The 20,829-nt window shown below is 64.2% G+C and carries 22 protein-coding genes and 1 tRNA gene; 16 read left to right on the forward strand and 7 right to left on the reverse strand.

All coding sequences use genetic code 11. From position 1 onward, the window contains the following. Positions 1-38: 38 nt before the first annotated feature. Together ABX298_RS05000 and ABX298_RS05005 are read right to left on the reverse strand one after the other, a co-directional pair. Positions 39-497, reverse strand: coding sequence for a protein YgfX (locus ABX298_RS05000; RefSeq protein WP_075046175.1), 459 nt, complete (start codon positions 495-497; stop codon positions 39-41). Beyond that, positions 481-735 (reverse strand): succinate dehydrogenase assembly factor 2, encoded by a 255-nt coding sequence (locus tag ABX298_RS05005; RefSeq protein WP_003252043.1) that lies wholly within the window; start codon positions 733-735, stop codon positions 481-483. The genes ABX298_RS05000 and ABX298_RS05005 overlap by 17 nt, the downstream gene beginning before the upstream one ends. A 133-nt stretch (positions 736-868) precedes the next feature. Between ABX298_RS05005 and ABX298_RS05010 the strand changes: the two genes are divergently transcribed. Together ABX298_RS05010 and ABX298_RS05015 are read left to right on the forward strand one after the other, a co-directional pair. Then, positions 869-1,810 (forward strand): folate-binding protein YgfZ, encoded by a 942-nt coding sequence (locus ABX298_RS05010; protein WP_367394146.1) that lies wholly within the window; start codon positions 869-871, stop codon positions 1,808-1,810. 55 nt (positions 1,811-1,865) lie between these two features. After that, positions 1,866-2,672 (forward strand): HDOD domain-containing protein, encoded by an 807-nt coding sequence (locus tag ABX298_RS05015; RefSeq protein ID WP_015271603.1) that lies wholly within the window; start codon positions 1,866-1,868, stop codon positions 2,670-2,672. 126 nt (positions 2,673-2,798) lie between these two features. On the opposite strand, the gene ABX298_RS05020 is transcribed toward ABX298_RS05015, so the two are convergent. Both ABX298_RS05020 and ABX298_RS05025 read right to left on the reverse strand, forming a co-directional pair. Beyond that, the gene (locus ABX298_RS05020) at positions 2,799-4,178 is read right to left on the reverse strand and encodes a sensor histidine kinase (RefSeq protein WP_025340432.1); all 1,380 of its coding nucleotides are present in this window, start codon (positions 4,176-4,178) and stop codon (positions 2,799-2,801) included. After that, positions 4,171-4,842, reverse strand: coding sequence for a response regulator (locus ABX298_RS05025; RefSeq protein WP_075046177.1), 672 nt, complete (start codon positions 4,840-4,842; stop codon positions 4,171-4,173). Before ABX298_RS05025 ends, ABX298_RS05020 begins: the two co-directional genes overlap by 8 nt. Before the next feature lie 199 nt (positions 4,843-5,041). Here ABX298_RS05025 and ABX298_RS05030 point away from each other — a divergent pair, with 199 nt between their 5' ends. The 5 genes from ABX298_RS05030 to ABX298_RS05050 all read left to right on the forward strand — a co-directional run bounded on the left by ABX298_RS05030 (position 5,042) and on the right by ABX298_RS05050 (position 10,559). Further along, positions 5,042-6,331 carry an OprD family porin gene (locus ABX298_RS05030; RefSeq protein ID WP_025340434.1) on the forward strand — a complete coding sequence of 430 codons (1,290 nt, stop codon included), beginning with the start codon at positions 5,042-5,044 and terminating at the stop codon, positions 6,329-6,331. Positions 6,332-6,377: 46 nt separating this feature from the next. Beyond that, positions 6,378-7,358 carry a tripartite tricarboxylate transporter substrate binding protein gene (locus ABX298_RS05035; protein ID WP_025340435.1) on the forward strand — a complete coding sequence of 327 codons (981 nt, stop codon included), beginning with the start codon at positions 6,378-6,380 and terminating at the stop codon, positions 7,356-7,358. A gap of 200 nt (positions 7,359-7,558) precedes the next feature. Next, a complete protein-coding gene (locus ABX298_RS05040) occupies positions 7,559-8,017 on the forward strand; it encodes a tripartite tricarboxylate transporter TctB family protein (protein ID WP_085590285.1) in 459 nt (152 codons plus the stop codon). 3 nt (positions 8,018-8,020) lie between these two features. After that, on the forward strand, positions 8,021-9,535 hold the full coding sequence (locus ABX298_RS05045) for a tripartite tricarboxylate transporter permease (protein WP_025340437.1): 1,515 nt from the start codon (positions 8,021-8,023) through the stop codon (positions 9,533-9,535). After that, positions 9,528-10,559: an AbrB family transcriptional regulator gene (locus tag ABX298_RS05050; protein ID WP_085590287.1), complete on the forward strand. Its 1,032-nt coding sequence runs from the start codon at positions 9,528-9,530 to the stop codon at positions 10,557-10,559. The genes ABX298_RS05045 and ABX298_RS05050 overlap by 8 nt, the downstream gene beginning before the upstream one ends. A gap of 120 nt (positions 10,560-10,679) precedes the next feature. Here the strand turns inward: ABX298_RS05050 and ung are convergent, their stop codons facing one another. After that, positions 10,680-11,372: a uracil-DNA glycosylase gene (gene ung, locus ABX298_RS05055; protein WP_075046180.1), complete on the reverse strand. Its 693-nt coding sequence runs from the start codon at positions 11,370-11,372 to the stop codon at positions 10,680-10,682. 126 nt (positions 11,373-11,498) lie between these two features. Between ung and ABX298_RS05060 the strand changes: the two genes are divergently transcribed. After that, a complete protein-coding gene (locus ABX298_RS05060; protein WP_367394147.1) occupies positions 11,499-12,605 on the forward strand; it encodes an enoyl-CoA hydratase/isomerase family protein in 1,107 nt (368 codons plus the stop codon). 42 nt (positions 12,606-12,647) lie between these two features. On the opposite strand, the gene ABX298_RS05065 is transcribed toward ABX298_RS05060, so the two are convergent. After that, positions 12,648-13,097 carry a hypothetical protein gene (locus ABX298_RS05065; RefSeq protein WP_367394148.1) on the reverse strand — a complete coding sequence of 150 codons (450 nt, stop codon included), beginning with the start codon at positions 13,095-13,097 and terminating at the stop codon, positions 12,648-12,650. A gap of 143 nt (positions 13,098-13,240) precedes the next feature. Here ABX298_RS05065 and ABX298_RS05070 point away from each other — a divergent pair, with 143 nt between their 5' ends. The 7 genes from ABX298_RS05070 (at position 13,241) to nadS (ending at position 18,339) form a co-directional block, all read left to right on the forward strand. Continuing rightward, a complete protein-coding gene (locus tag ABX298_RS05070; RefSeq protein WP_274078334.1) occupies positions 13,241-13,453 on the forward strand; it encodes a cysteine-rich CWC family protein in 213 nt (70 codons plus the stop codon). 9 nt (positions 13,454-13,462) lie between these two features. Beyond that, a complete protein-coding gene (locus ABX298_RS05075) occupies positions 13,463-14,155 on the forward strand; it encodes a pseudouridine synthase (protein ID WP_286918930.1) in 693 nt (230 codons plus the stop codon). Between the two features lie 448 nt (positions 14,156-14,603). Next, positions 14,604-15,491 carry a (R)-3-hydroxydecanoyl-ACP:CoA transacylase gene (phaG, locus tag ABX298_RS05080; protein WP_274078332.1) on the forward strand — a complete coding sequence of 296 codons (888 nt, stop codon included), beginning with the start codon at positions 14,604-14,606 and terminating at the stop codon, positions 15,489-15,491. 111 nt (positions 15,492-15,602) lie between these two features. Further along, a tRNA-Gly gene (locus ABX298_RS05085) sits at positions 15,603-15,676 on the forward strand. A 164-nt stretch (positions 15,677-15,840) separates the two neighbouring features. Further along, positions 15,841-17,547: a SulP family inorganic anion transporter gene (locus ABX298_RS05090; protein WP_367394149.1), complete on the forward strand. Its 1,707-nt coding sequence runs from the start codon at positions 15,841-15,843 to the stop codon at positions 17,545-17,547. 187 nt (positions 17,548-17,734) lie between these two features. Further along, positions 17,735-18,055 (forward strand): type II toxin-antitoxin system RelE/ParE family toxin, encoded by a 321-nt coding sequence (locus ABX298_RS05095; RefSeq protein ID WP_075046186.1) that lies wholly within the window; start codon positions 17,735-17,737, stop codon positions 18,053-18,055. Beyond that, entirely contained in the window at positions 18,052-18,339 is a 288-nt protein-coding gene (gene nadS / locus ABX298_RS05100; RefSeq protein ID WP_075046187.1) for a NadS family protein, read from the forward strand. Before ABX298_RS05095 ends, nadS begins: the two co-directional genes overlap by 4 nt. An 82-nt stretch (positions 18,340-18,421) precedes the next feature. On the opposite strand, the gene ABX298_RS05105 is transcribed toward nadS, so the two are convergent. After that, positions 18,422-19,489, reverse strand: a complete 1,068-nt coding sequence (locus ABX298_RS05105; RefSeq protein WP_367394150.1) for a glycerophosphodiester phosphodiesterase family protein — start codon at positions 19,487-19,489, stop codon at positions 18,422-18,424. Positions 19,490-19,728: 239 nt separating this feature from the next. Between ABX298_RS05105 and ABX298_RS05110 the strand changes: the two genes are divergently transcribed. Then, positions 19,729-20,739, forward strand: coding sequence for a DUF4917 family protein (locus tag ABX298_RS05110; protein WP_075046189.1), 1,011 nt, complete (start codon positions 19,729-19,731; stop codon positions 20,737-20,739). Positions 20,740-20,829 lie beyond the last annotated feature (90 nt).

The raw sequence follows: 20,829 nt of genomic DNA on the forward strand, positions 1-20,829 counted from the left end.
AGCGGGCAAGCCCGCGAAGAAGCCAACTCGGTATGGTTTTATACCCGGCTCACCCCTGCCCACCTGCGCCGGCTGAATTTCAACCGCACCCGCAAGCGCCTGTGCTCATCAGCCCCCAGCGCATCCCGTGGCACGCATTGGCTCTCCCCCAACCAGCGCCCCGCCCGCACAAAGCGCAATACCACCAGCGCCGGCAACGCCACGCTGTCCCGGCACAAGCGCACCGGCTGCCAGCCACGGGCACGGCTGAACACCTGCCAGCCGCGCACATCACGGCGCAGGCCAACAACGGCATGCTCATGCGTCAGCAGAATACGTCGGGGAATGGCCCAGCCAGCGTGGGCAATACAGGCGGCGACAACAGCAAGGGCCGACCACCCGGTCAGCGGGCTCGCCCATACGGCAAACCACGCCAGTACCTGGCACCCCAGGTAGGCCGCCAGCAGCAGGCGCGAGCCTTGCCAGCGGCACTCGAAGCACTCACTTGGGCTGGACACGGTCCAGGATGATGCGAACCATGCGCTGCAGCTCCGGGTCTTCGGACTCGGTGCGCTCCATGAACCAGCCGAACATGTCCTGATCCTCGCAGCTCAACAGACGCACGTAGAGTTCGCGGTCGGTTTCGTTGAGCGTGGGGTAGACTTCCTGGGTGAAAGGCACCAACAGTACGTCCAGTTCCAGCATGCCGCGGCGGCTGTGCCAGAAAAGCCGGTTGAGTTCAGTTTGTTCGACCATGGGGCCCTCCTCGAATGGCCCGCCAGTATACAGCCAGGCGAGCGAAGCGACACCGGGCGTTGGTCTAGTCACCTACCTATTTTGTTACCGGCGTTCTATGATGGCCGCCAGTCTTTAGCCACCGCGATGACCCATGGCCGATTCCGCTTTCTTCTGCCCCCTGTCCCACGAGGGCATACTCGCCGTCCGCGGCTCCGATGCAGGCAAGTTCCTGCAAGGCCAGCTGACCTGCAACATCAACTACCTCAGCCCGGAACACGCCAGCCTCGGCGCCCGCTGCATGGTCAAGGGGCGCATGCAGTCGAGTTTCCGCATCCTGCCCGAAGGCAACGGCTACCTGCTGGCCATGGCCAGCGAGCTGCTCGACGCCCAGCTGGCCGACCTCAAGAAGTACGCCGTGTTCTCCAAGGCGACGCTGACCGATGAAAGCGCTGCCTGGGCACGCTTCGGCCTGCAAGGCGGCGATGCGGCGCTGCAGGCCCTGGGGCTCGATGTGCCTGCGGCAGCTGGCAGCACCATGCGCCACGACGGGTTGATCGCCATTGCCGTGTCCGCTGGCCGCGTGGAGCTGTGGGCACCGGCAGACAAAGCCGACAGCGTTCGCCAGGCGCTGGCCGGCGCACTGCCTGAAGGTAGCCTCGACAACTGGCTGCTGGGGCAGATTCGCGCCGGGATCGGCCAGGTAATGGGGCCGACCCGCGAGCTGTTCATCCCGCAGATGATCAACCTGCAGGCCGTCGACGGCGTCAGCTTCAAGAAAGGCTGCTATACCGGTCAGGAAATCGTTGCCCGCATGCAGTACCTGGGCAAGCTCAAGCGCCGCCAGTACCGCCTGGCACTGGACCAGCAGGCCATTCCGGCCCCGGGTGCCGAGATCTTCTCGCCCACCCATGGTTCGTCGGTTGGTGAAGTGGTCATTGCTGCCAGCAACGGCACAGGCTGCGAACTGCTCGCCGTGCTCAGCGCCGAAGCGGTGGAAGACGACAACCTGCACCTGGGCAGCCTGGAAGGCCCACGCCTGCAGGTGCTGACCCTGCCCTACGAACTGGACCGCGACCGGGAAATCCAGCGTTGACCAGCCTGCCCCGCCTACGTGGCGGGGCCGCACCACCACTGCGGTAGACACGCCCATGAACAAGCTGGCCGAGATGGTTCAAGCACAGTTGCTCGATGCCATCGAAAAGGATGACCTGGTCCTGCCGACCCTGCCCGAGGTTGCCTTGAGCATCCGCGAGGCGGCGGAAGACAGCGAGATCAGTGTAGCGGCCCTGAGCAAGGTGATCGGTCGCGATGCGGCCCTTTCAGCGCGCCTGATCAAGGTCGTCAACAGCCCACTGCTGCGCGCGGCGGTCGAGGTCACCGACCTGCACACCGCCATCACGCGGCTGGGCATCAACTACAGCTGCAACCTGGCCATTGGCCTGGTGATAGAGCAGATTTTCCACGCCCGGGCGCCGGCGGTGGAGCAGAAGTTACGTGATATCTGGGCCAACAGCCTGGATGTGGCGGGCATCAGCTACGAAATCTGCCGCCGCTTTACACAGCTCAAGCCCGACCAGGCCACCCTCGGCGGGCTGGTCAACCAGATTGGCGCACTGCCGGTGCTGATCTATGCCGAAGAGCACAACGAACTGCTGTCCGACCCGGTGTGCCTGCATTATGTGATCGAGCAGATCCAGCCGGTGCTGGGCGACAAGATCCTCAAGGCCTGGGAGTTTCCGGAGCAACTGGTCAACCTGCCGAGCCAGGTGCAGGACCTGGACCGGCAGACTGACAAGATCGACTACATCGACATCGTGCAGATCGCCCGCTGCATCAGCCAGCGCGGGCGCCACCGGCCGCTGGCAGCACTACCGGCATACCGCCACCTGGGCCTGCCGTACGGCACCGAGCTTGAAGTGGGTGAACTGATCGAGGCGCGGAGCATGTTGCGCTGACCGGTGTCAGCCTGTGCCGACCTCTTCGCGGGTAAACCCGCTCCCACAGGTATAGCGCAGCCTTCAGCAGCGGCGCGGTCACTGTGGGAGCGGGTTCACCCGCGAAAGGGCGGTACAGGCAACACATCAATCCGCGATAAAACTCACCCGCACCCGCAACCCGCCCTTCGCACCGTCATGCAGGCTCACCTGTGCCAGGTGCGCCCGGCAGATCTCGCCGACAATCGCCAAGCCAAGCCCACTGCCCTGCGCACTGCGCCGGTAGAAGCGCTCGAATACCCGCTCACGCTCAGCCTCGGGAATCCCCGGCCCGTCGTCCTCCACCTCAAGCACCGCCGGCGCCAGCACCCGCAAGATCACGTTGCCGCCAGCCGGCGTATGCGCCAAGGCATTGTCCACCAGGTTGCTCAACAGCTCGTTGAGCAGCGTCGGCTCCCCCTTCAGCCACACCGGCGCCTCGGCCTCCAGGGCCAGCGCCACCCCGCGCTTGTGCGCCAGCGGTGCCATGGCCATGCCCAGCTCACGAGCCAACTGGCTCAGGTCCAGGCGCTGCGCCCCGCCTTCGGCAATCGCCCGCGCACCGTTCTCGACCCGCGCCAGCGACAGCAGCTGGTTGGCCAGGTGGGTCAGCCGGTCAGTGCCTTGGGCCGCGGACTCCAGTGTCTGCCGCCACTCCTGCGGCTCGGCCGAACGCAAGCCCAGCTCGACCCGCGCCTTCAGCGCGGCCAGTGGCGTACGCAACTCGTGGGCGGCGTCGGCGATGAACTGCGCCTGGCGCTCGAACTGGCCGCGCAAACGCTCGGTGAAATGGTTCAAAGCCCGCACCAGTGGGCCCAGCTCACGCTGCACCTGCACCACCGGCAAGGCCCGTAGGTCGTCCGGCTGGCGCTCTTCCACCGCCGTGCGCAGGCGCTCCAGCGGCCGCAACGCGGCACTCACGGCAAACCACACCATCACCAGCGCGCCCAGTGCCAGCATCCCCAGGCGCAGCAGGGTATCGGCCATCAGGCCACGGGCCATGCGCACCCGCGCTTCCTCGGTCTCGGCCACACGGATCTCCGCCATGCCGTTCATGTTCGGCTCGCTCACCGGCTTCAACAGGCTGACCACGCGCACGTCCTGGCCCAGGTAGGTGGCGTTGTAGAACCGCGCCAGCGCCGGGTAATCGTCGGTACGCGGTGTGCCCGGCGGCGGCGCTGGCAGGTTCTCGTAGCCGGAAATCAGCCGCTGCTGGATGTCCAGCACCTGGTAGTAGATGCGCCCGGCACTGTCGTAGGCGAAGGTGTCCAGGGCCACGTAGGGCACATCCGCGCTCAGCGAACCGTCACGCTGGGACAGGCCTGCGGCAATGGTCCTTGCCGAGGCCAGCAGGGTCCGGTCGTAGGCGGTGTCAGCGGCCTCGCGGCCATTCCAATAAGCGCTCAGGCCACTCGCCAGCATCAACACCACCAGCAACAAGGCCAGGTTGCCGAGCAAGCGCCCGCGCAGGCTGCCGTTGTCACGCATCGCGGTGCTCGAGCAGGTAGCCCAGGCCACGGAAGGTGACGATGGCCACCGGGTGGCCGTCGAGCTTCTTGCGCAGGCGGTGGATGTAGATTTCGATGGCGTCGGGGCTGGCTTCTTCGTCCAGGCCGAACACCTGGGCGGCCAGTTGCTCCTTGCTCATCACCCGGCCCGGTCGGGCGATCAGCGCTTCCAGTACGCTCTGTTCGCGCGAGGTCAGGGTCAGGTTTTCGCCACCCAGGGCAAAGCGCCGGGTGTCCAGGTCGTACACCAGCGGCCCGCAGCTTTGCTGGCGCTCGCCACCGAGCACGCTGCGCCGCAGCAGGGCCTTGACCCGTGCCTCCAGTTCGGTCAGCTCGAACGGCTTGGCCAGGTAGTCGTCGGCGCCCAGGTTCAGCCCGTGGACCCGGTCCTTGACGTCACTGCGCGCGGTCAGCATCAGCACCGGCAGGGTCTTGCCACGGCCGCGCAGGCGCGCCAGCACCTCGAAGCCGTCCATGCGCGGCAAGCCGACATCCAGCACGGCCACGGCGTATTCCTCGCTGGCCAGGGCCAGGTCGGCGGCCACGCCGTCATGCAGCACATCCACGGTCAGGCCATGGCTTTTCAAGGCCTGGGCCACGCTTTCGGCCAGTTGCAGGTGGTCTTCGACCAGCAGCACACGCATCGGATTCTCCCTGCTCGGGTGGGACGGTGGCGCGGAGTGTACCGCTGTCGGCAGGCCTGTGAAGCCCTGTCGACAAACCTTTCACGCTGAAAGGTTAGCGAAAGGTTGGTTACCTAGCATCGCACCACGGTCGCCCTTCGCGCCGAAAAAAGCACCAGCAAGGTGCAACGAATAAGAACAATAAACGGAGCCATCAGTGATGCTGTCATCGCAGCCGCAGGCGTTCGCGCCTACCCGTTCCTTTGCCGCACGCCCCTCCGCCATCGCCAGCGCCCTTGCGCTTGCCGGTGTCGCCCCGATGAGCCAGGCCGCCTTCTTCGAAGACAGCACGGCCACCTTCGAAACCCGCAACATGTACTTCAACCGCGACTTCCGCGACGGCACCAGTGCGCAGCAATCCAAGCGCGACGAGTGGGCCCAGGGCTTCATGCTCAACTTCGAGTCTGGCTACACCGATGGCACCGTGGGCTTCGGCCTGGATGCGCTGGGCATGCTCGGCATCAAGCTCGACTCCAGCCCCGACCGCACCGACACCGGCCTGCTGCCGACCCACGATGACGGCAAGGCCGCCGACGAGTACTCCAAGCTCGGCCTGACCGGCAAGGTGAAGGTGTCGCAGACCGAACTGAAGATCGGCACGCTGATCCCCGAACTGCCAACCCTGCAGCCCAACGATGGGCGCATCCTGCCGCAAACCTTCGAAGGCGGCCTGCTCACCTCGAAGGAGGTCAAGGGCCTGACCTTCACCGGCGGCCGACTGGACAAGGCCAAGGACCGCAACGACACCAACTGGGAAGACCTGGCCCTGAACAACAAGAACGGCCGCTTCGGTGGCTCGTTCAGCGCCGACAACCTGGACCTGGCCGGCCTCGACTACCAGTTCACCGATCGCATCACCGGCAGCTACCACTTTGCCCAGCTCGACGATATCTACCGCCAGCACTTCATCGGCATGGTCGCCACCCAGCCATGGGGCCCGGGCACCTTCGGCGCCGACCTGCGCCTGGCCGTGAGTGACGACGCTGGCGCCGCCAAGGCCGGCAACATCGACAACACCACCGTCAACGGCATGCTCAGCTACGCCCTGGGCGGGCACAAGGTCAGCGCCGCCTGGCAGCAGCTGTCCGGCGACAGCGCCTTCCCGTACGTCGATGGTGCCGACCCGTACCTGGTCAACTTCGTCCAGATCAACGACTTCGCCGGCGCCGACGAGCGCTCCTGGCAGGCACGCTACGACTACAACTTCGCCGCACTCGGCGTGCCCGGCCTGACCTTCATGACTCGCTACATCAGCGGCGACAACGTCAGCCGCGCGGCCGGCGGCGAGGGCAAGGAGTGGGAGCGCAACACCGAACTGAAGTACGTGGTACAAAGCGGCCCGTTGAAGAACGTCGCCGTGCGCCTGCGCAACGCCACCTTCCGCTCCAACTTCGCCCGCGACGCGGACGAGGTGCGGCTGCTGGTGAGCTACAGCGTGGCGCTGTGGTAACCCCATAGCGATAACTTGATAACAACAACGCTCACGGAGATAGACGATGACCTTTTCACTGCGCCGCCTCGTCCTCGCTACCGGCTGCCTGCTGTTGGCCGGCAACGCCCTCGCTGCCGAACCGAAACGCCCCGAATGCATTGCCCCCGCCTCGCCCGGCGGCGGCTTCGACCTGACCTGCAAACTGGTGCAGAGCGCTCTGGTGCAGGAAAAGATCCTCACCAAGCCGATGCGCGTCACCTACATGCCCGGCGGTGTCGGCGCGGTGGCCTACAACGCCGTGGTCGCCCAGCGCCCGGCCGATGCCGGCACCCTGGTGGCCTGGTCCAGCGGCTCGCTGCTGAACCTGGCCCAGGGCAAATTCGGCCGCTTCGACGAGAACGCGGTGAAATGGCTGGCCGCAGTCGGCACCAGCTACGGCGCCATCGCAGTGAAAAGCGACTCGCCCTACAAGACCCTCGACGACCTGGTCGCGGCGTTGAAGAAAGACCCGAGCAAGGTGGTGATCGGCTCCGGCGGTACCGTCGGCAGCCAGGACTGGATGCAGACCGCCCTGATCGCCAAGGCCGCCGGCATCAACCCGCGTGACCTGCGCTACGTGGCCCTGGAAGGCGGCGGCGAAATCGCCACGGCGTTGCTGGGCGGGCATATCCAGGTAGGCTCGACCGACATCTCCGACTCCATGCCGCACATTCAGAGCGGCAACATGCGCATCCTCGCGGTGTTCTCGGAAAACCGCCTGGACGAGCCCGAGATGAAAGACATCCCCACCGCCAAGGAGCAGGGCTACGACATCGTCTGGCCGGTGGTACGCGGTTTCTACCTGGGGCCAAAGGTGAGCGACGAGGACTACGCCTGGTGGAAACAGTCATTCGACAAGATGCTGGCCTCGGAAGACTTCGCCAAGCTGCGTGACCAGCGCGAACTGTTCCCCTTCGCCATGACCGGCGCAGAGCTGGACGGCTATGTGAAGAAGCAAGTGGCTGACTACAAGGCACTGGCCAGGGAGTTTGGCCTGATCCAGTAACACTGGCCGGAGTTACCACAATCCCTGTGGGAGCGGCCTTGTGTCGCGATGGGCCGCACAGCGGCCCCTGTCTCAGCCGATGCGATGCTTCAGACAGATCGCAGTGGCAGGTTTTGCGGCCGCTTCGCGCCCGATCGCGACGCAAGGCCGCTCCCACAGGATTTGCATCTCGCTTGAGTGATCCCAACGAGGATTCCTTCATGATCCTGCAACGCATCTTCGCCCTGGCCCTGCTGGCGGTGTGCGCCGCCCTGGCCGTGATGGCCTGGCCTTACCAGGCGGCGTTTTCCTATGAACCGGTGGGCCCGCGCGCCTACCCGCTGTTGATGCTCGGCCTGCTTTGCCTGGGCCTGCTGTACCTGGTGTTCCGCCCCACGCCCATCGTGCGCAAGGACGACGAACCGGAACTGGACCGCGAAACCCTGATCAAGATCACCGCCTGCGTCGGCCTGCTGATCGTTTTCGCCAGCACCTTCGAAGCCTTGGGCTTCATCCTCAGCGCCATCCTGGTCGGTGTGCCCATGGCCCGCCTGTACGGCGGCCGCTGGCTGCACAGCGCCATCGTGGTGGTGGGCATGAGCCTGTTCCTCTACTGGCTGTTCGACCGCGTGATGGACGTGCCCCTGCCCCTTGGCCTGCTGAGCGTACTGGAGAACTGACACATGGATACCTTGAGCTACCTGGGCCAGGGCTTCGGCGTCGCCCTGTCCCCCTACAACCTGGTCACCGCCCTCTCCGGCACGCTGATCGGCACCGTGGTCGGCCTGCTGCCGGGCCTGGGCCCGATCAACGGCGTGGCCTTGCTGATTCCCATCGCCTTCGCCCTCGGCCTGCCGCCGGAGTCGGCGCTGATCCTGCTGGCGGCGGTGTACCTGGGCTGTGAGTACGGTGGGCGCATCAGTTCGATCCTGCTGAACATCCCCGGCGAAGCCTCGACCGTGATGACCACCCTCGACGGCTACCCTATGGCCCGCAATGGCCTGGCTGGCGTAGCGCTGTCGCTGTCGGCCTGGAGTTCGTTCATCGGTGCGCTGATCGCCACCTGCGGCATGGTGCTGTTTGCCCCGCTGCTGGCGAAATGGGCAATCGCCTTCGGCCCGGCGGAGTACTTCGTGCTGATGGTGTTCGCCATCGTCGCCCTCGGTGGCATGGCCGGCGACAAGCCGCTGAAAACCTTCATTGCCGCACTGATCGGCCTGTTCCTGTCGGCAGTCGGCATCGATGCCAACAGTGGCGTGTACCGCTTCACCGGCGACAGCGTGCATCTGGCCGACGGCATCCAGTTCGTGGTGCTGGTGCTGGGCCTGTTCTCCATCAGCGAAATCCTCCTGCTGCTGGAAAAGACCCACCATGGCCACCAGGCAGTCAAGGCTACCGGGCGCATGCTGTTCAACTTCAAGGAAGCGGCCTCGGTGTTCGTGGTCAACATCCGCTGCGGCCTGCTGGGCTTCATCATGGGTGTGCTGCCTGGCGCCGGTGCAACACTGGCCAGCGCCGTGGCCTACATGACCGAAAAACGCCTGGCAGGTGACAAGGGCAAGTTCGGCAAGGGCGACGCCCGCGGCCTGGCCGCCCCGGAAACCGCCATCGGCGCCTCCTGCTGTGGCGCCCTGGTACCGATGCTGACCCTGGGCGTACCCGGCTCGGGCACCACTGCGGTTATGATCGGCGCACTGACCTTGTACAACATCACCCCGGGCCCACTGCTGTTCGAACAGCAGCCAGACATCGTCTGGGGCCTGATCGCCTCGCTGTTCATCGCCAACATCATGCTGGTGATCCTCAACATCCCGATGATCCGCATCTTCACCCGCATCCTCGCCGTGCCGAACTGGGCGCTGGTGCCGGTGATCGCCATCATCACGGGGATCGGGGTGTACGCCGTGCATGCCACCACCTTCGACCTGTTCCTGATGGTCGGCATCGGCATCATGGGCTATATCCTGCGCAAGCTGGACTTCCCGCTGTCGCCGATCCTGCTCGGCTTCATCCTCGGTGGGCTGATGGAGCAGAACCTGCGCCGGGCGCTGTCGATCTCCAACGGCGAACTGGGCATCCTCTGGTCGAGCCCGATCAGCATGTCGGTATGGGTGCTGACCATTTGCATGCTGACCCTGCCGCTGCTGCGCATCTGGCGCAAACGCAGCCAGCAGCGCCGGGCGATGGCCGATGCCTGATCGCTCGTTGCCGTTGTTTGTCGCGACCGGGCTGGTCGGCCTCGCTGGCGGTTTTGCCGCCAGCAAGGTCGGCTGGCCTTTGCCGTGGATGGTCGGCTCGTTGCTGGCGATCATCCTGGTGCGCTGCCTGACACCCTGGCAGCTGCCGGAAATCCCCAATGGTCGCAAATGCGGGCAGTGGATCATCGGCATCGGTATCGGCCTGCACTTCACCCCGGCGGTGATCGAGCAGGTGGCCAGCCATTTCGCACTGATCTTTTTCGGCGCGCTGTTCACCACCCTGTCCAGCGTGATCAGCGTATGGCTGTTGCGGCGCACCGGTGAAGACCGTGCCACGGCGTTCTTTGCCAGCATGCCGGGCGGTTCGGGGGAGATGGTCAACCTTGGCGCGCGCAACGGCGCGGTGCTCAGCCAGGTAGCGGCGGCGCAGAGCCTGCGCGTGCTGGCGGTGGTACTGTGCGTGCCGGCGCTGTTCAAGTTCCTGCTGGGTGACGGGGTACCGCTGAATCACACCGGCAGTGTGAGCTGGGGCTGGCTGGCGCTGATTGCGCCGCTGGGCGTTGCCGTCGCCCTGCTCTGGCAGCGCTTGCGCCAGCCCAACCCGTGGCTGTTCGGGCCATTGCTGGTGGCAGCCACCGTGAGCCTGGCGGGCAACCTGCAGATAACCCTGCCCAATGGCGCCAGCCAGATCGGCCAGTGGTTGATCGGCAGTGGCCTGGCCTGCCACTTCAACCGCGCGTTCTTCCGCCGCGCACCGTCGTTCCTGGGGCGTACCCTGGTGGCCACGGCGTTGTGCATGGCGATTGCCGGCAGCGCCGCTTGGGTATTGAGCGTCATGACCGCGCTGGATCTGCGCTCGCTGACATTGGGGATGATGCCGGGCGGAATTGCCGAGATGAGCCTGACGGCAGAGACCCTGCAACTGTCGGTGCCGCTGGTGACGGCGCTGCAGGTGATGCGCTTGTTGTTCGTGCTGTTTCTGGCAGAGCCGTTGTTCCGGGTGTGGAACACCAACTCGGAATAATCGCGCCGCCTGCTTCGCGGGCTTGCCCGCTCCCACAGGGATAGCACCTGCCTTGAGGGCGGTGCAGTACCTGTGGGAGCGGGCAAGCCCGCGAAGCAAGCGACGCGTTCTTTCAGGTGATCACAGCGGTGGCAACGCCCAGTTGATCGGCGCCAGCCCGCGCTGCTGGAGGAAACTGTTGGCCCGGCTGAAATGCCCGCATCCCAGGAACCCACGGTAAGCCGACAACGGCGATGGATGCACCGATTTCAGCACCAGATGCTTGGTCCCGTCGATCAGCTTCTGCTTGCTTTGCGCATGCGAGCCCCACAGCAGGAACACCACGTTCGGGCACTGCTCGCTGACCACCTGGATGACCCGGTCGGTAAAGAACTCCCAGCCCTTCTTGGCATGCGACGCGGCATTGGCGCGCTCCACGGTCATGGTCGTGTTGAGCAACAGCACGCCCTGCTCGGCCCAGCTCTGCAGGTAGCCATGGTTGGCAATCGGGATGTTCAGGTCGCGCTGCAGCTCCTTGTAGATGTTGACCAGCGACGGTGGCGTGGCCACGCCCGGCTGCACCGAGAAGCACAGGCCATGCGCCTGGCCCGGCCCGTGGTACGGGTCCTGGCCGAGGATGACCACCTTCACCTGGTCCAGCGGCGTCGAGTTGAGCGCATTGAAGATCAACGGCCCTGGCGGGTAGATCTCTTTGCCGGCGGCGTACTCGCCGCGCAGGAACTCGCGCAGCTGATGCATGTAGGGCTGGTCGAATTCGGCGCGCAAGGCGGCCTTCCAGCTGGGTTCGAGTTTGATGCGATCGTCGTCAGTCATGGGGCCTTCCATAAACAATGGCGCGACACTAGGTAAGCCCTTCCCGCTTGTCAAACGATCCGACCGACGACCGGCATGTTCGGCCAGGCAAGCCATACTTGTCCGATGACTTGCGCGAGGTAGTCCATGACCATTCATTGCGAGGTACTCACCGGCGCCGATGGCGCCCGCATCGGCATCGCCACCCTGGATGCGCCCAAGGCGCTCAATGCCCTGAACCTGCCGATGATCGAGGTATTGGGCGAACAGTTGCACGCCTGGGCTCGCGACCCCGGGATCGTCTGCGTGCTGCTGCGCGGCAACGGTGCAAAGGCCTTCTGCGCCGGCGGTGATGTGCGTGCGCTGGTGCAGGCCTGCCGCGACCACCCCGGCAGCGTACCCCCGCTGGCCGCCACCTTCTTCGCCGCCGAATATCGCCTGGACTTTTCCCTGCACACCTATCCCAAGCCGCTGCTGTGCTGGGGGCACGGGCATGTGCTGGGCGGCGGCATGGGCCTGCTGCAGGGCGCCAATGTACGTATCGTCACCCCCAGCAGTCGGCTGGCCATGCCCGAAATCAGCATCGGCCTGTACCCGGACGTGGGCGCCAGCTGGTTCCTTGCCCGCCTGCCGGGCAAGCTGGGGTTGTTCCTCGGCCTGACAGGCGCGCCGATCAATGCCCACGACGCCTTGGACCTGGGCCTGGCCGACCGCTTTCTGGGTGAGTACCAGCAAGAGGCGCTGATCGAAGAACTGCTGCAACTGAACTGGCAGGAACAAACTGCCCTGCAACTGAACAGCCTTCTCAAGGCCGAACAGCACCGCGCCTGCGCCGAGTTGCCCGAGGCCCAGTGGCTGCCGCGGCGACAGGTGATCGATCAGTTGCTCGACGTAGCCGACGCAGCCGCCGCCTGGCGTGCGCTGGAGGGGCTCAAGCACCACGACGACCCGCTGCTGGCAGATGCCGGCCAACGGTTGCATGAAGGTTGCCCGCTGACCGCACACCTGGTGTGGGAACAGATCCGCCGGGCACGGCACCTGTCGTTGGCGCAGGTGTTTCAGATGGAGTACAGCATGAGCCTGAACTGCTGCCGCCACCCGGAATTCAGCGAAGGCGTGCGTGCGCGCTTGCTGGACAAGGACAACCAGCCGCACTGGCACTGGCCCGATGTGGCGCAAGTGCCGGCGGCGGTGGTGGAGGCGCATTTTGCCAAGGTGTGGGAGGGGCGGCATCCGCTGGCGGATCTCGGGTAGCGTCGCGAAAGGGGCGCACCGCGCCCCCGATTTTCAATTCATCTACCGCTGCCAGTTCCTTCCTTGCCCATGCCCACGCCGCCCGTCCCCGCGCCGGTCACCATCCCCCCGCCCGTTGGAGTGCCAACGGTCATTCTGGTAGCGCTGGCTGCCACCGCGATAATCATGACGGTCCCGGTCGCGCCCATAGTCATACCGCTGGCGGTTGCCATAGTCATAGCGCGGGTTGCCATGCCACTGCTTCATCCCCGGCTGTGGATGAGACCGGTAGTGAGGCGCAGGCGCCGAGCGGTAGTAGTAACGCGGCGCCGGCTGGTAGTAATAGCGCTGTTGCGGCGTTACGTAATAGCGGTCATAGCGGTAATAATCCGGTGACACATAACGGTCGGAATAGTAGTGGTCCGATCGGTAATAGCCCCCGCTCTCGTAGTACGGAACGCAGGCGGAAGTCATCAGCCCCAGCAGGGCGATCAACAGGATTCGATAGGACATGGCGGCCTCCTGGACCGCTGGAGTGCCCGAACAGCGGCGCTGGCGAGCATCGATGCGAAATGCGATCATCGACATTGAATAAGACAGTGCCGCCAAGGTGCAGTGCCATTTCTGCAACAATTTGATACAAGTGAGCGGCAGCCATGCCCGATAACCAGCACTGCCCCGCTTGTGGCGCCCTCAACCAGTGCAGCCTGGCCGACCCGCGCCGGGCCACCCAGGCCTGCTGGTGTTACAGCGTGACCATCGACCCTGCCGTGCTCGAGGCCCTGCCCGCCGCGCTACGCGACAAAGCCTGCCTGTGCCCGCGCTGCGCCGCCGTCGAAGAACAACTTCGCTCCCCCGCTTCCGACTGACCGTTTGCAATGCGCCTCGACCGTTTCCTCGCCAACCTGCCCAGCCACAACCGCCAGCAAGTCCGCCTGATGCTGGCGCAACGCCGTGTGCGGTTGGATGGCCAGGTGGTCAGCGACCCGCTGGCCGAGGTGCGTGAATTCAGCCGGGTGGAGCTGGACAACCAGCTGCTGCAGGCTGGCCGCCCGGCGCGCTACCTGATGCTGCACAAGCCCGCTGGCTGCGTCAGCGCCACCCAGGACCCGCAACACCGCACCGTGCTCGACCTGCTGCCAGCCGCGTTGCGTGAGGACCTGCACATTGCCGGGCGCCTGGACTTCAACACCACCGGCCTGATGATCCTGACCAACGATGGCCAATGGTCACGGCGGCTTACCCAGCCCACGACCAAGCTGCCCAAGCACTACCTGGTGGAAACCGAGGACGAGATTGGCGAGCACTATGTGGCCAAGTTCCTGGAGGGTTTCTACTTCGCCTTCGAAGACCTCACCACCCTGCCCGCCCAGCTGGACATCCTCGGGCCGCGCCAGGCACGGCTGGCGATCGTCGAAGGGCGCTATCACCAGGTGAAGCGCATGTTCGGCCATTTCGACAACAAGGTGGTGGGGTTGCATCGGGAGAGCATGGGGGCGATCCGGCTGGACCCGGGGTTGGCGCCAGGGGCGTTTCGTGAGCTGACGGCGGATGAAATAGCGACGGTCTAGTCAGCCTGTACCGGCCTCTTCGCGGGCACGCCCGCTCCCACAGGTACACCACAGGCCTCCGGGCTGGAGTGACCTCTGTGGGAGCGGGCGAGCCCGCGAAGAGGCCGGAACAGACAGATCAGGGTCGTCATACGACCGCTCAGCGACAAAAGTCACATTTTCCCCCGAACGGCACTTGCGGGATCCCCGACCCACTGCTTGAATCCAAATCGTCAGTCTGCATGTGACTACCAAGTCACACCCGCAGTCGAAGACACCTTTTGCCGGCCACCCAGGGCCTCGATGCCTTGGGGCACGGCAAATTGCCCGCCAAAAACAATACCGTCGACGCAAGTGCCAAGGATCGACACAGGGCCCCCCGGTATCTCTTCAGGCAAATGCCTACCTGTCATAAAGAACGTGCACCCTAGGTGACGCGAATACCCTTTTTGCGCCAGGAGTCGATGACATGAGGCCAGAAATCGCTGTACTTGATATCCAAGGTCAGTATCGGGTTTACACGGAGTTCTATCGCGCGGATGCGGCCGAGAATACGATCATTTTGATCAATGGCTCGCTGGCCACCACGGCCTCGTTCGCCCAGACGGTACGTAACCTGCACCCGCAGTTCAACGTAGTACTGTTCGACCAGCCATACGCGGGCAAATCCAAGCCGCACAATCGCCAGGAACGCCTTATCAGCAAGGAGACCGAAGCACATATCCTCCTCGAGCTGATCGAGCACTTCCAGGCAGACCACGTGATGTCGTTCTCGTGGGGTGGCGCAAGTACGCTGCTGGCGCTGGCGCACCAGCCGCGGCACGTGAAGAAAGCTGTAGTGAGTTCGTTCTCACCGGTGATCAACGAACCGATGCGCGACTACCTGGACCGTGGTTGCCAGTACCTGGCCGCCTGCGACCGCTATCAGGTCGGCAACCTGGTCAACGACACCATCGGCAAACACCTGCCGTCACTGTTCAAGCGCTTCAACTACCGCCACGTAAGCAGCCTGGACAGCCACGAGTACGCGCAGATGCACTTCCACATCAACGAGGTGCTGCAACATGACCTGGAGCGGGCGCTGGATGGTGCACGCAATATCGACATCCCGGTGCTGTTCATCAACGGCGACCGCGACGAGTACACCACGGTCGAAGATGCGCGGCAGTTCAGCAAGCACGTGGGCCGCAGCCACTTCAGCGTGATCCGCGACGCAGGCCACTTCCTGGATATGGAACACAAGGCCGCTTGCGAAGACACCCGCAGCGTCATGCTGGGGTTCCTGAAGCCAACCATGCGTGAACCTCGTCACCGTTACCAGCCTGTAAAACAGGGGCAGCATGCATTGGCCATCTGAGCAGCTCGGCGTCCTGTGGTTGAGACCCGCAAGCCAGGGGGCGCCGACAAGCTTTTTTATAACTTGGGCTTCTAATTCGTTGAGGGTTCTGGTAAAAAGTGCTGCGCAAACGCGGGTATAGTTTAGTGGCAAAACGAAAGCTTCCCAAGCTTTAGTTGAGGGTTCGATTCCCTCTACCCGCTCCACATCGCATTCCCGCATGACGTTCCCGCAACGTCATCGCTGTCAAAAGGAGCCCAGGTTCCTTTTTTCGTTTCTCCCCCTCCCTTTGATCTGCCCCATGGCCATTTGCCTGCCGATCCGCTTCAATGCGTGGATGGATTCGTGAAGCATTTCGAAAGGACGACGCATGTTTCTCTCCCGCTGGCTACCGGGCCTTGCCAACCTGCTGCACTACCGCCGAGAGTGGTTCCACGCCGACCTGCAGGCCGGCCTCTCGGTGGCAGCGATCCAGATTCCCATAGCCATCGCCTACGCGCAGATCGTCGGCCTGCCGCCGCAGTACGGCCTGTACGCCTGTGTGCTGCCGATGATGGTCTACGCCCTGATCGGCAGCTCGCGCCAGTTGATGGTCGGCCCTGACGCCGCCACCTGCGCGATGATCGCTGGCGCCGTGGCGCCGTTGGCCATGGGCGAGCCGCACCGGATTGCCGAACTGTCGGTGATCGTCACCTTGCTGGTCGGGGTAATGCTGATCGCGGCCGGGGTGGCCCGGGCCGGGTTCATCGCCAGCTTCTTCTCGCGGCCTATCCTGATCGGCTATCTCAACGGTATCGGCCTGAGCCTGATCGCCGGGCAGTTGTCCAAGGTGGTGGGGTTCAAGATCGAGGGCGACGGCTTCATCCTCAGCCTGATCAACTTCTTCCAGCGCCTGGGTGAAATCCACTGGGTGACGCTGCTCATCGGCCTCGCCGCACTGGGCCTGCTGATCTGGCTGCCACGGCGCTACCCCCGCCTGCCTGCGGCGCTAACGGTAGTGGCGCTGTTCATGCTGCTGGTCGGCCTGCTCGGCCTCGACCGCTTCGGCGTCGCCATTCTCGGCCCGGTGCCTGCCGGCATCCCGCAGCTGGCCTGGCCACACAGTAACCTGGCAGAAATGAAAAGCCTGCTGCGCGACGCCCTGGGTATCGCCACCGTCAGCTTCTGCAGCGCCATGCTTACCGCACGCAGCTTTGCCGCCCGGCACGGCTACGCGATCAACGCCAACCACGAATTCGTCGCCCTGGGCGTAAGCAACCTGGCTGCCGGCGTTTCCCAGGGTTTTGCCATCAGCGGCGCAGACTCGCGCACGGCGGTCAACGACATGGTCGGTGGCAAGAGCCAGCTGGTGGGCATCATCGCCGCGCTGGTCATCGCCCTTATCCTGCTGTTCTTCACCGCGCCGATGGCGTGGATCCCGCAGGCCGCGCTGGGTGCCGTGCTGCTGATGGCCGGCTGGGGGCTTATCGACATCAAGTCGCTGGGGCACATTCGCCGCCTGAGCCGCTTCGAGTTCTGGCTGTGCCTGCTGACCACGGTCGGCGTTCTGAGCCTGGGTGTGCTGCCCGGCATCGTGTTTGCCGTGACCCTGGCGATCCTGCGCCTGCTGTACAGCATCTATCAGCCCACCGACGCGGTGCTGGGCTGGCTGCCGGGCACCGAAGGCCAGGTGGACATCCGCAAACACAAGGATGCCCGCACCGTGCCAGGCCTGGTGGTGTACCGCTTCGACGACGCGATCCTGTTCTTCAACGCCGACTACTTCAAGATGCGCCTGCTCGAGGCGGTGCAGAGCCAGGACCAGCCCAAGGCCGTGCTGTTCGATGCCGAAGCGGTAACCAGCATCGACGTCAGCGGCATCGCCGCCCTGCGCGAAGTGCGCGACACCCTGGCCGCCCAGGGCATCTTCTTCGCCATCGCCCGCGCCCGCGGCACCTTCCTGCGCATGCTGGTGCGCTCGGGGATGGCCCGCGAGATGGAAGACAAACTGCTGTTCGGCTCGGTGCGGGCGGGCATTCGCGCCTATCGGGTTTGGCGTAACAGGAGTCGTAGTGTGAAGGTGACTGAACAAGGCTGACGGGCGAGTTGATGCCACAAATTTGCCTCCTACAGAGAAAAGGACTACTCGGCATTCGGAAAGGGATGATGGGCTAGCGACAACCTTGTTCGCTAGCCTCGTTTTCCCGCTCTGAAAACACGGCCGGGCACTCCCTTATCTGTAGCGCTGGATAACCGGCAGCTACGCCAATGGCGTACACTCTGCTATGCTTTTCACTGAAACAACCTTGTTCACCAAACGAGTCAGAGAACTCCTTGATGATGACACCTATCGCTTGCTGCAAGTCAGGCTCATGGCTTCACCTGAAACAGGAGACCTGATTGAGGGAACCGGTGGCCTACGCAAAATACGAGTGCCCGCTAACGGGCATGGAAAACGCGGTGGTGCCAGGGTTATCTACTACCACTTCATATCCAGATCACAGATAGCCATGCTCTACATCTACGGCAAAAATGAGCAGCCCGATCTGTCCAGCGAGCAGCGCAAGGCATTGAAGTCCATCATTGAACACTGGAGGCATGCATGAACCGCTTTTTTGACGAACTGATGGAGAGCGTTCAACAGATGGACGACATCGTCCAGGGCAAGTGCGCGCCGTCTCGCGAATTCGCAATCGATGCTCTTCAGGTACGAAGCATCCGCAGGGCAACAGGGCTTTCACAAGTACGCTTTGCCGAGATGATCGATGTTCAGGTCGCCACGCTGAGAAATTGGGAACAAGGCCGACGAGAACCGACCGGGCCAGCCAAGGCATTGTTACGTGCGATACGCAACGATCCAGATCATGTACTGAAGGCCCTTGCTCACTGACATAGGCCCGCCTGACCAGCATGATCACCTGTGGCAGACTGTTCAGCGCTTTGGCCGCTACAAACCGTCCGCCTGCAACCATTCAGTATCCCAACCTCTCCAGCATCACCACCTCAGGCTCCGCCGGACGCTGATAGAACCGTAGCAACGCCCCCGTGCGGTTGGTAAAGATCCCGTCGACACCTGCCTTCATCGCCTTGTCGAAGTCCACCGGTTCGTCGAGGGTGTACGCATGCACCAGCAAATCCCGCGCCTGGCTGGCCTGGTTCATCCAGGGCTGGATCAGGTCGGCATAGCTCTGTTCGCCCAGATGAGTGCGTATGGCAGAAGGCCCCGTACCGACCGCACCGCCCTGCCTGGCCTGATCGAGCCAGCGCAGGAACTCTGCCTGGTCCTTCGGCTGCTGACGGGCATAGAACGCGGCCTTGTCGGTTTCACCCGAGTCAGCGAAATCCTGCCCGGAAGCGGGCTCGATGGTTTTTGTCCCCACCCACAGCAGGAGTACCTTCGGCACCTGCGGCATGGCCTCGTGCAGCAACGCCAGGCTGTTGCGGTCGAAGGTCTGCAACACCACACGGCCTGGCTGGTCGAGCCAGCCGCGGGCTGCGAGGCGCGCCTTCAGGTCCTGCTCGATACCCGGGAACTGCTTGGGGACCTTGGTCTCGATGTACAACCCGGGGTGCCGCTCGGGGTTGCCTTCAGCGATGTCGATGACCTCGTCCAGGGTGAGGATCGGCAGTTTGCGGAAAGAAGCCCGGGCACGCGCCGGGTAGGCCTGGTTGAACCAGCTGCCAGCATCCAGCGACTTCAGCTCGGCGAGCGTGAAGGCGCTGACCGGGCTGTCCTTTCGCTCTGGGAAGCGCTCGGCGACATCGCTGGTACGCGACAGCACATCGTCATGGACCACCACCAGCACGCCGTCACTGCTGCGTTGCAGGTCGAGTTCCAGGTAGTCGGCGCCCTGGTCGCGGGCCAGCAGGTATGCAGGGGTGGTGGATTCCGGGGCATCGTACGAGGCGCCGCGGTGGGCGATCACCGCCGGGTGCGCAATGCCGTGGGCGGTGGCCAGGGCCTTGCCATTGCTGGCGGAAGCGGCCGACACAGTGAACAAAGCGGTCAAAGCCAAGAAACTGAACATGGGATTGCGCATGGATAAGTCCTTTATCGTCCTGTGAACCTTGCGCTGCCTGTTCTGGCCCCTTCGCGGGCACGCCCGCTCCCACAGGTACTGCACTGAATTCAAGGGCACTGCAATTCCTGTGGGAGCGGGCGTGCCCGCGAAGGGGCCGGCATTGCCGACACAAGGCCCTTGCCTGGATACAACCCTCGCACACCTTGCATGACATGCTAAAGTCGCCCCCGTTCCCGCTCCACCCAACGGACCCCAGCATGCCCGCACTAGACGCCACTCTCACCCCCTGGCCGGAACTCGCCGCCCGCCACCCTTGCGACGCCCTGCTGCTGGGCAACGGCGCCAGCCGCGTGCTGTGGAAGCCGTTCGGCTACTTCTCGCTGTTCGAGGAAGCGCAACGTGCCGGCCGCAAGAAAGGCCTGGCCGTGAGCGATCAGGCACTGTTCAAGTCGCTGGGTACGGAACTGTTCGAGCCGGTGCTCAGCGCCCTCAACACCACCGTGCGCACCAACGCCGCGCTGGCCATCAACTCCACCGCACCGCTGAACCGCTACTACTCGATCAAGGAAGCGCTGATACACGCCGTACGCACGGTGCACCTGCCGTGGCCACTCATGCCGGCCACGACCCTGGCAACCCTCAACCAGGCCCTGCGCGGCTACCGCAGCGTCTACACCAGCAACTACGACCTGCTGCTACCGTGGGCCGTGCAACACGCACCGCACGGCTTCGCCGAACTGTTCGACGAGCAAGGCTTCTTCGACGTGCGCCGCACCAACGGCGAAGGCACGCGGGTGCTGCATCTGCATGGCGGCCTGCACCTGCTCAAGCTGCCGGACGGCACCACCCGCCAACGCAGCGCCGACAGCGCCGAACTGCTCGATGGTTTTGCCGTGAACATCCCGGGCGAAGTGCCGCTGTTCGTCAACGAAGACCGCAGCGACGAGAAACTGCGCGCCATCCGCAACTCTGACTACCTGGGCTGGTGCCTGGGGCAACTGGCGCGGGAAAGCCAGGGGCTATGCCTGTTCGGGCTGCACCTGGACAGCAGTGACCAGCATCTGCTCGAAGCCATCCGACAGGCCCGGCCGATGCATCTGTCGATTGCCATACGGCCGTTGAGCGAGGCATCGGTGATCAACCAGAAGCAGCATTTTGTCGACAGGTTCGGGGATATGCCGGGGGCGGTGCTGCATTTCTTTGATGCCAGTACGCATCCGTTGGGGCAAGCAGCGTTGGCTATTGAAGCACCACTCACCCACAGGTGAAGTGGACCAATTGGGGGCCGCTTTGCGGCCCATCGCCGGCAAGCCAGCTCCCACAGGGATCGCGCAACGCCTGAATTCTGCGCGGTACCT

Source organism: Pseudomonas sp. X4 (assembly GCF_040784925.1).
Taxonomy (GTDB): Bacteria; Pseudomonadota; Gammaproteobacteria; order Pseudomonadales; family Pseudomonadaceae; genus Aquipseudomonas; species Aquipseudomonas putida_Z.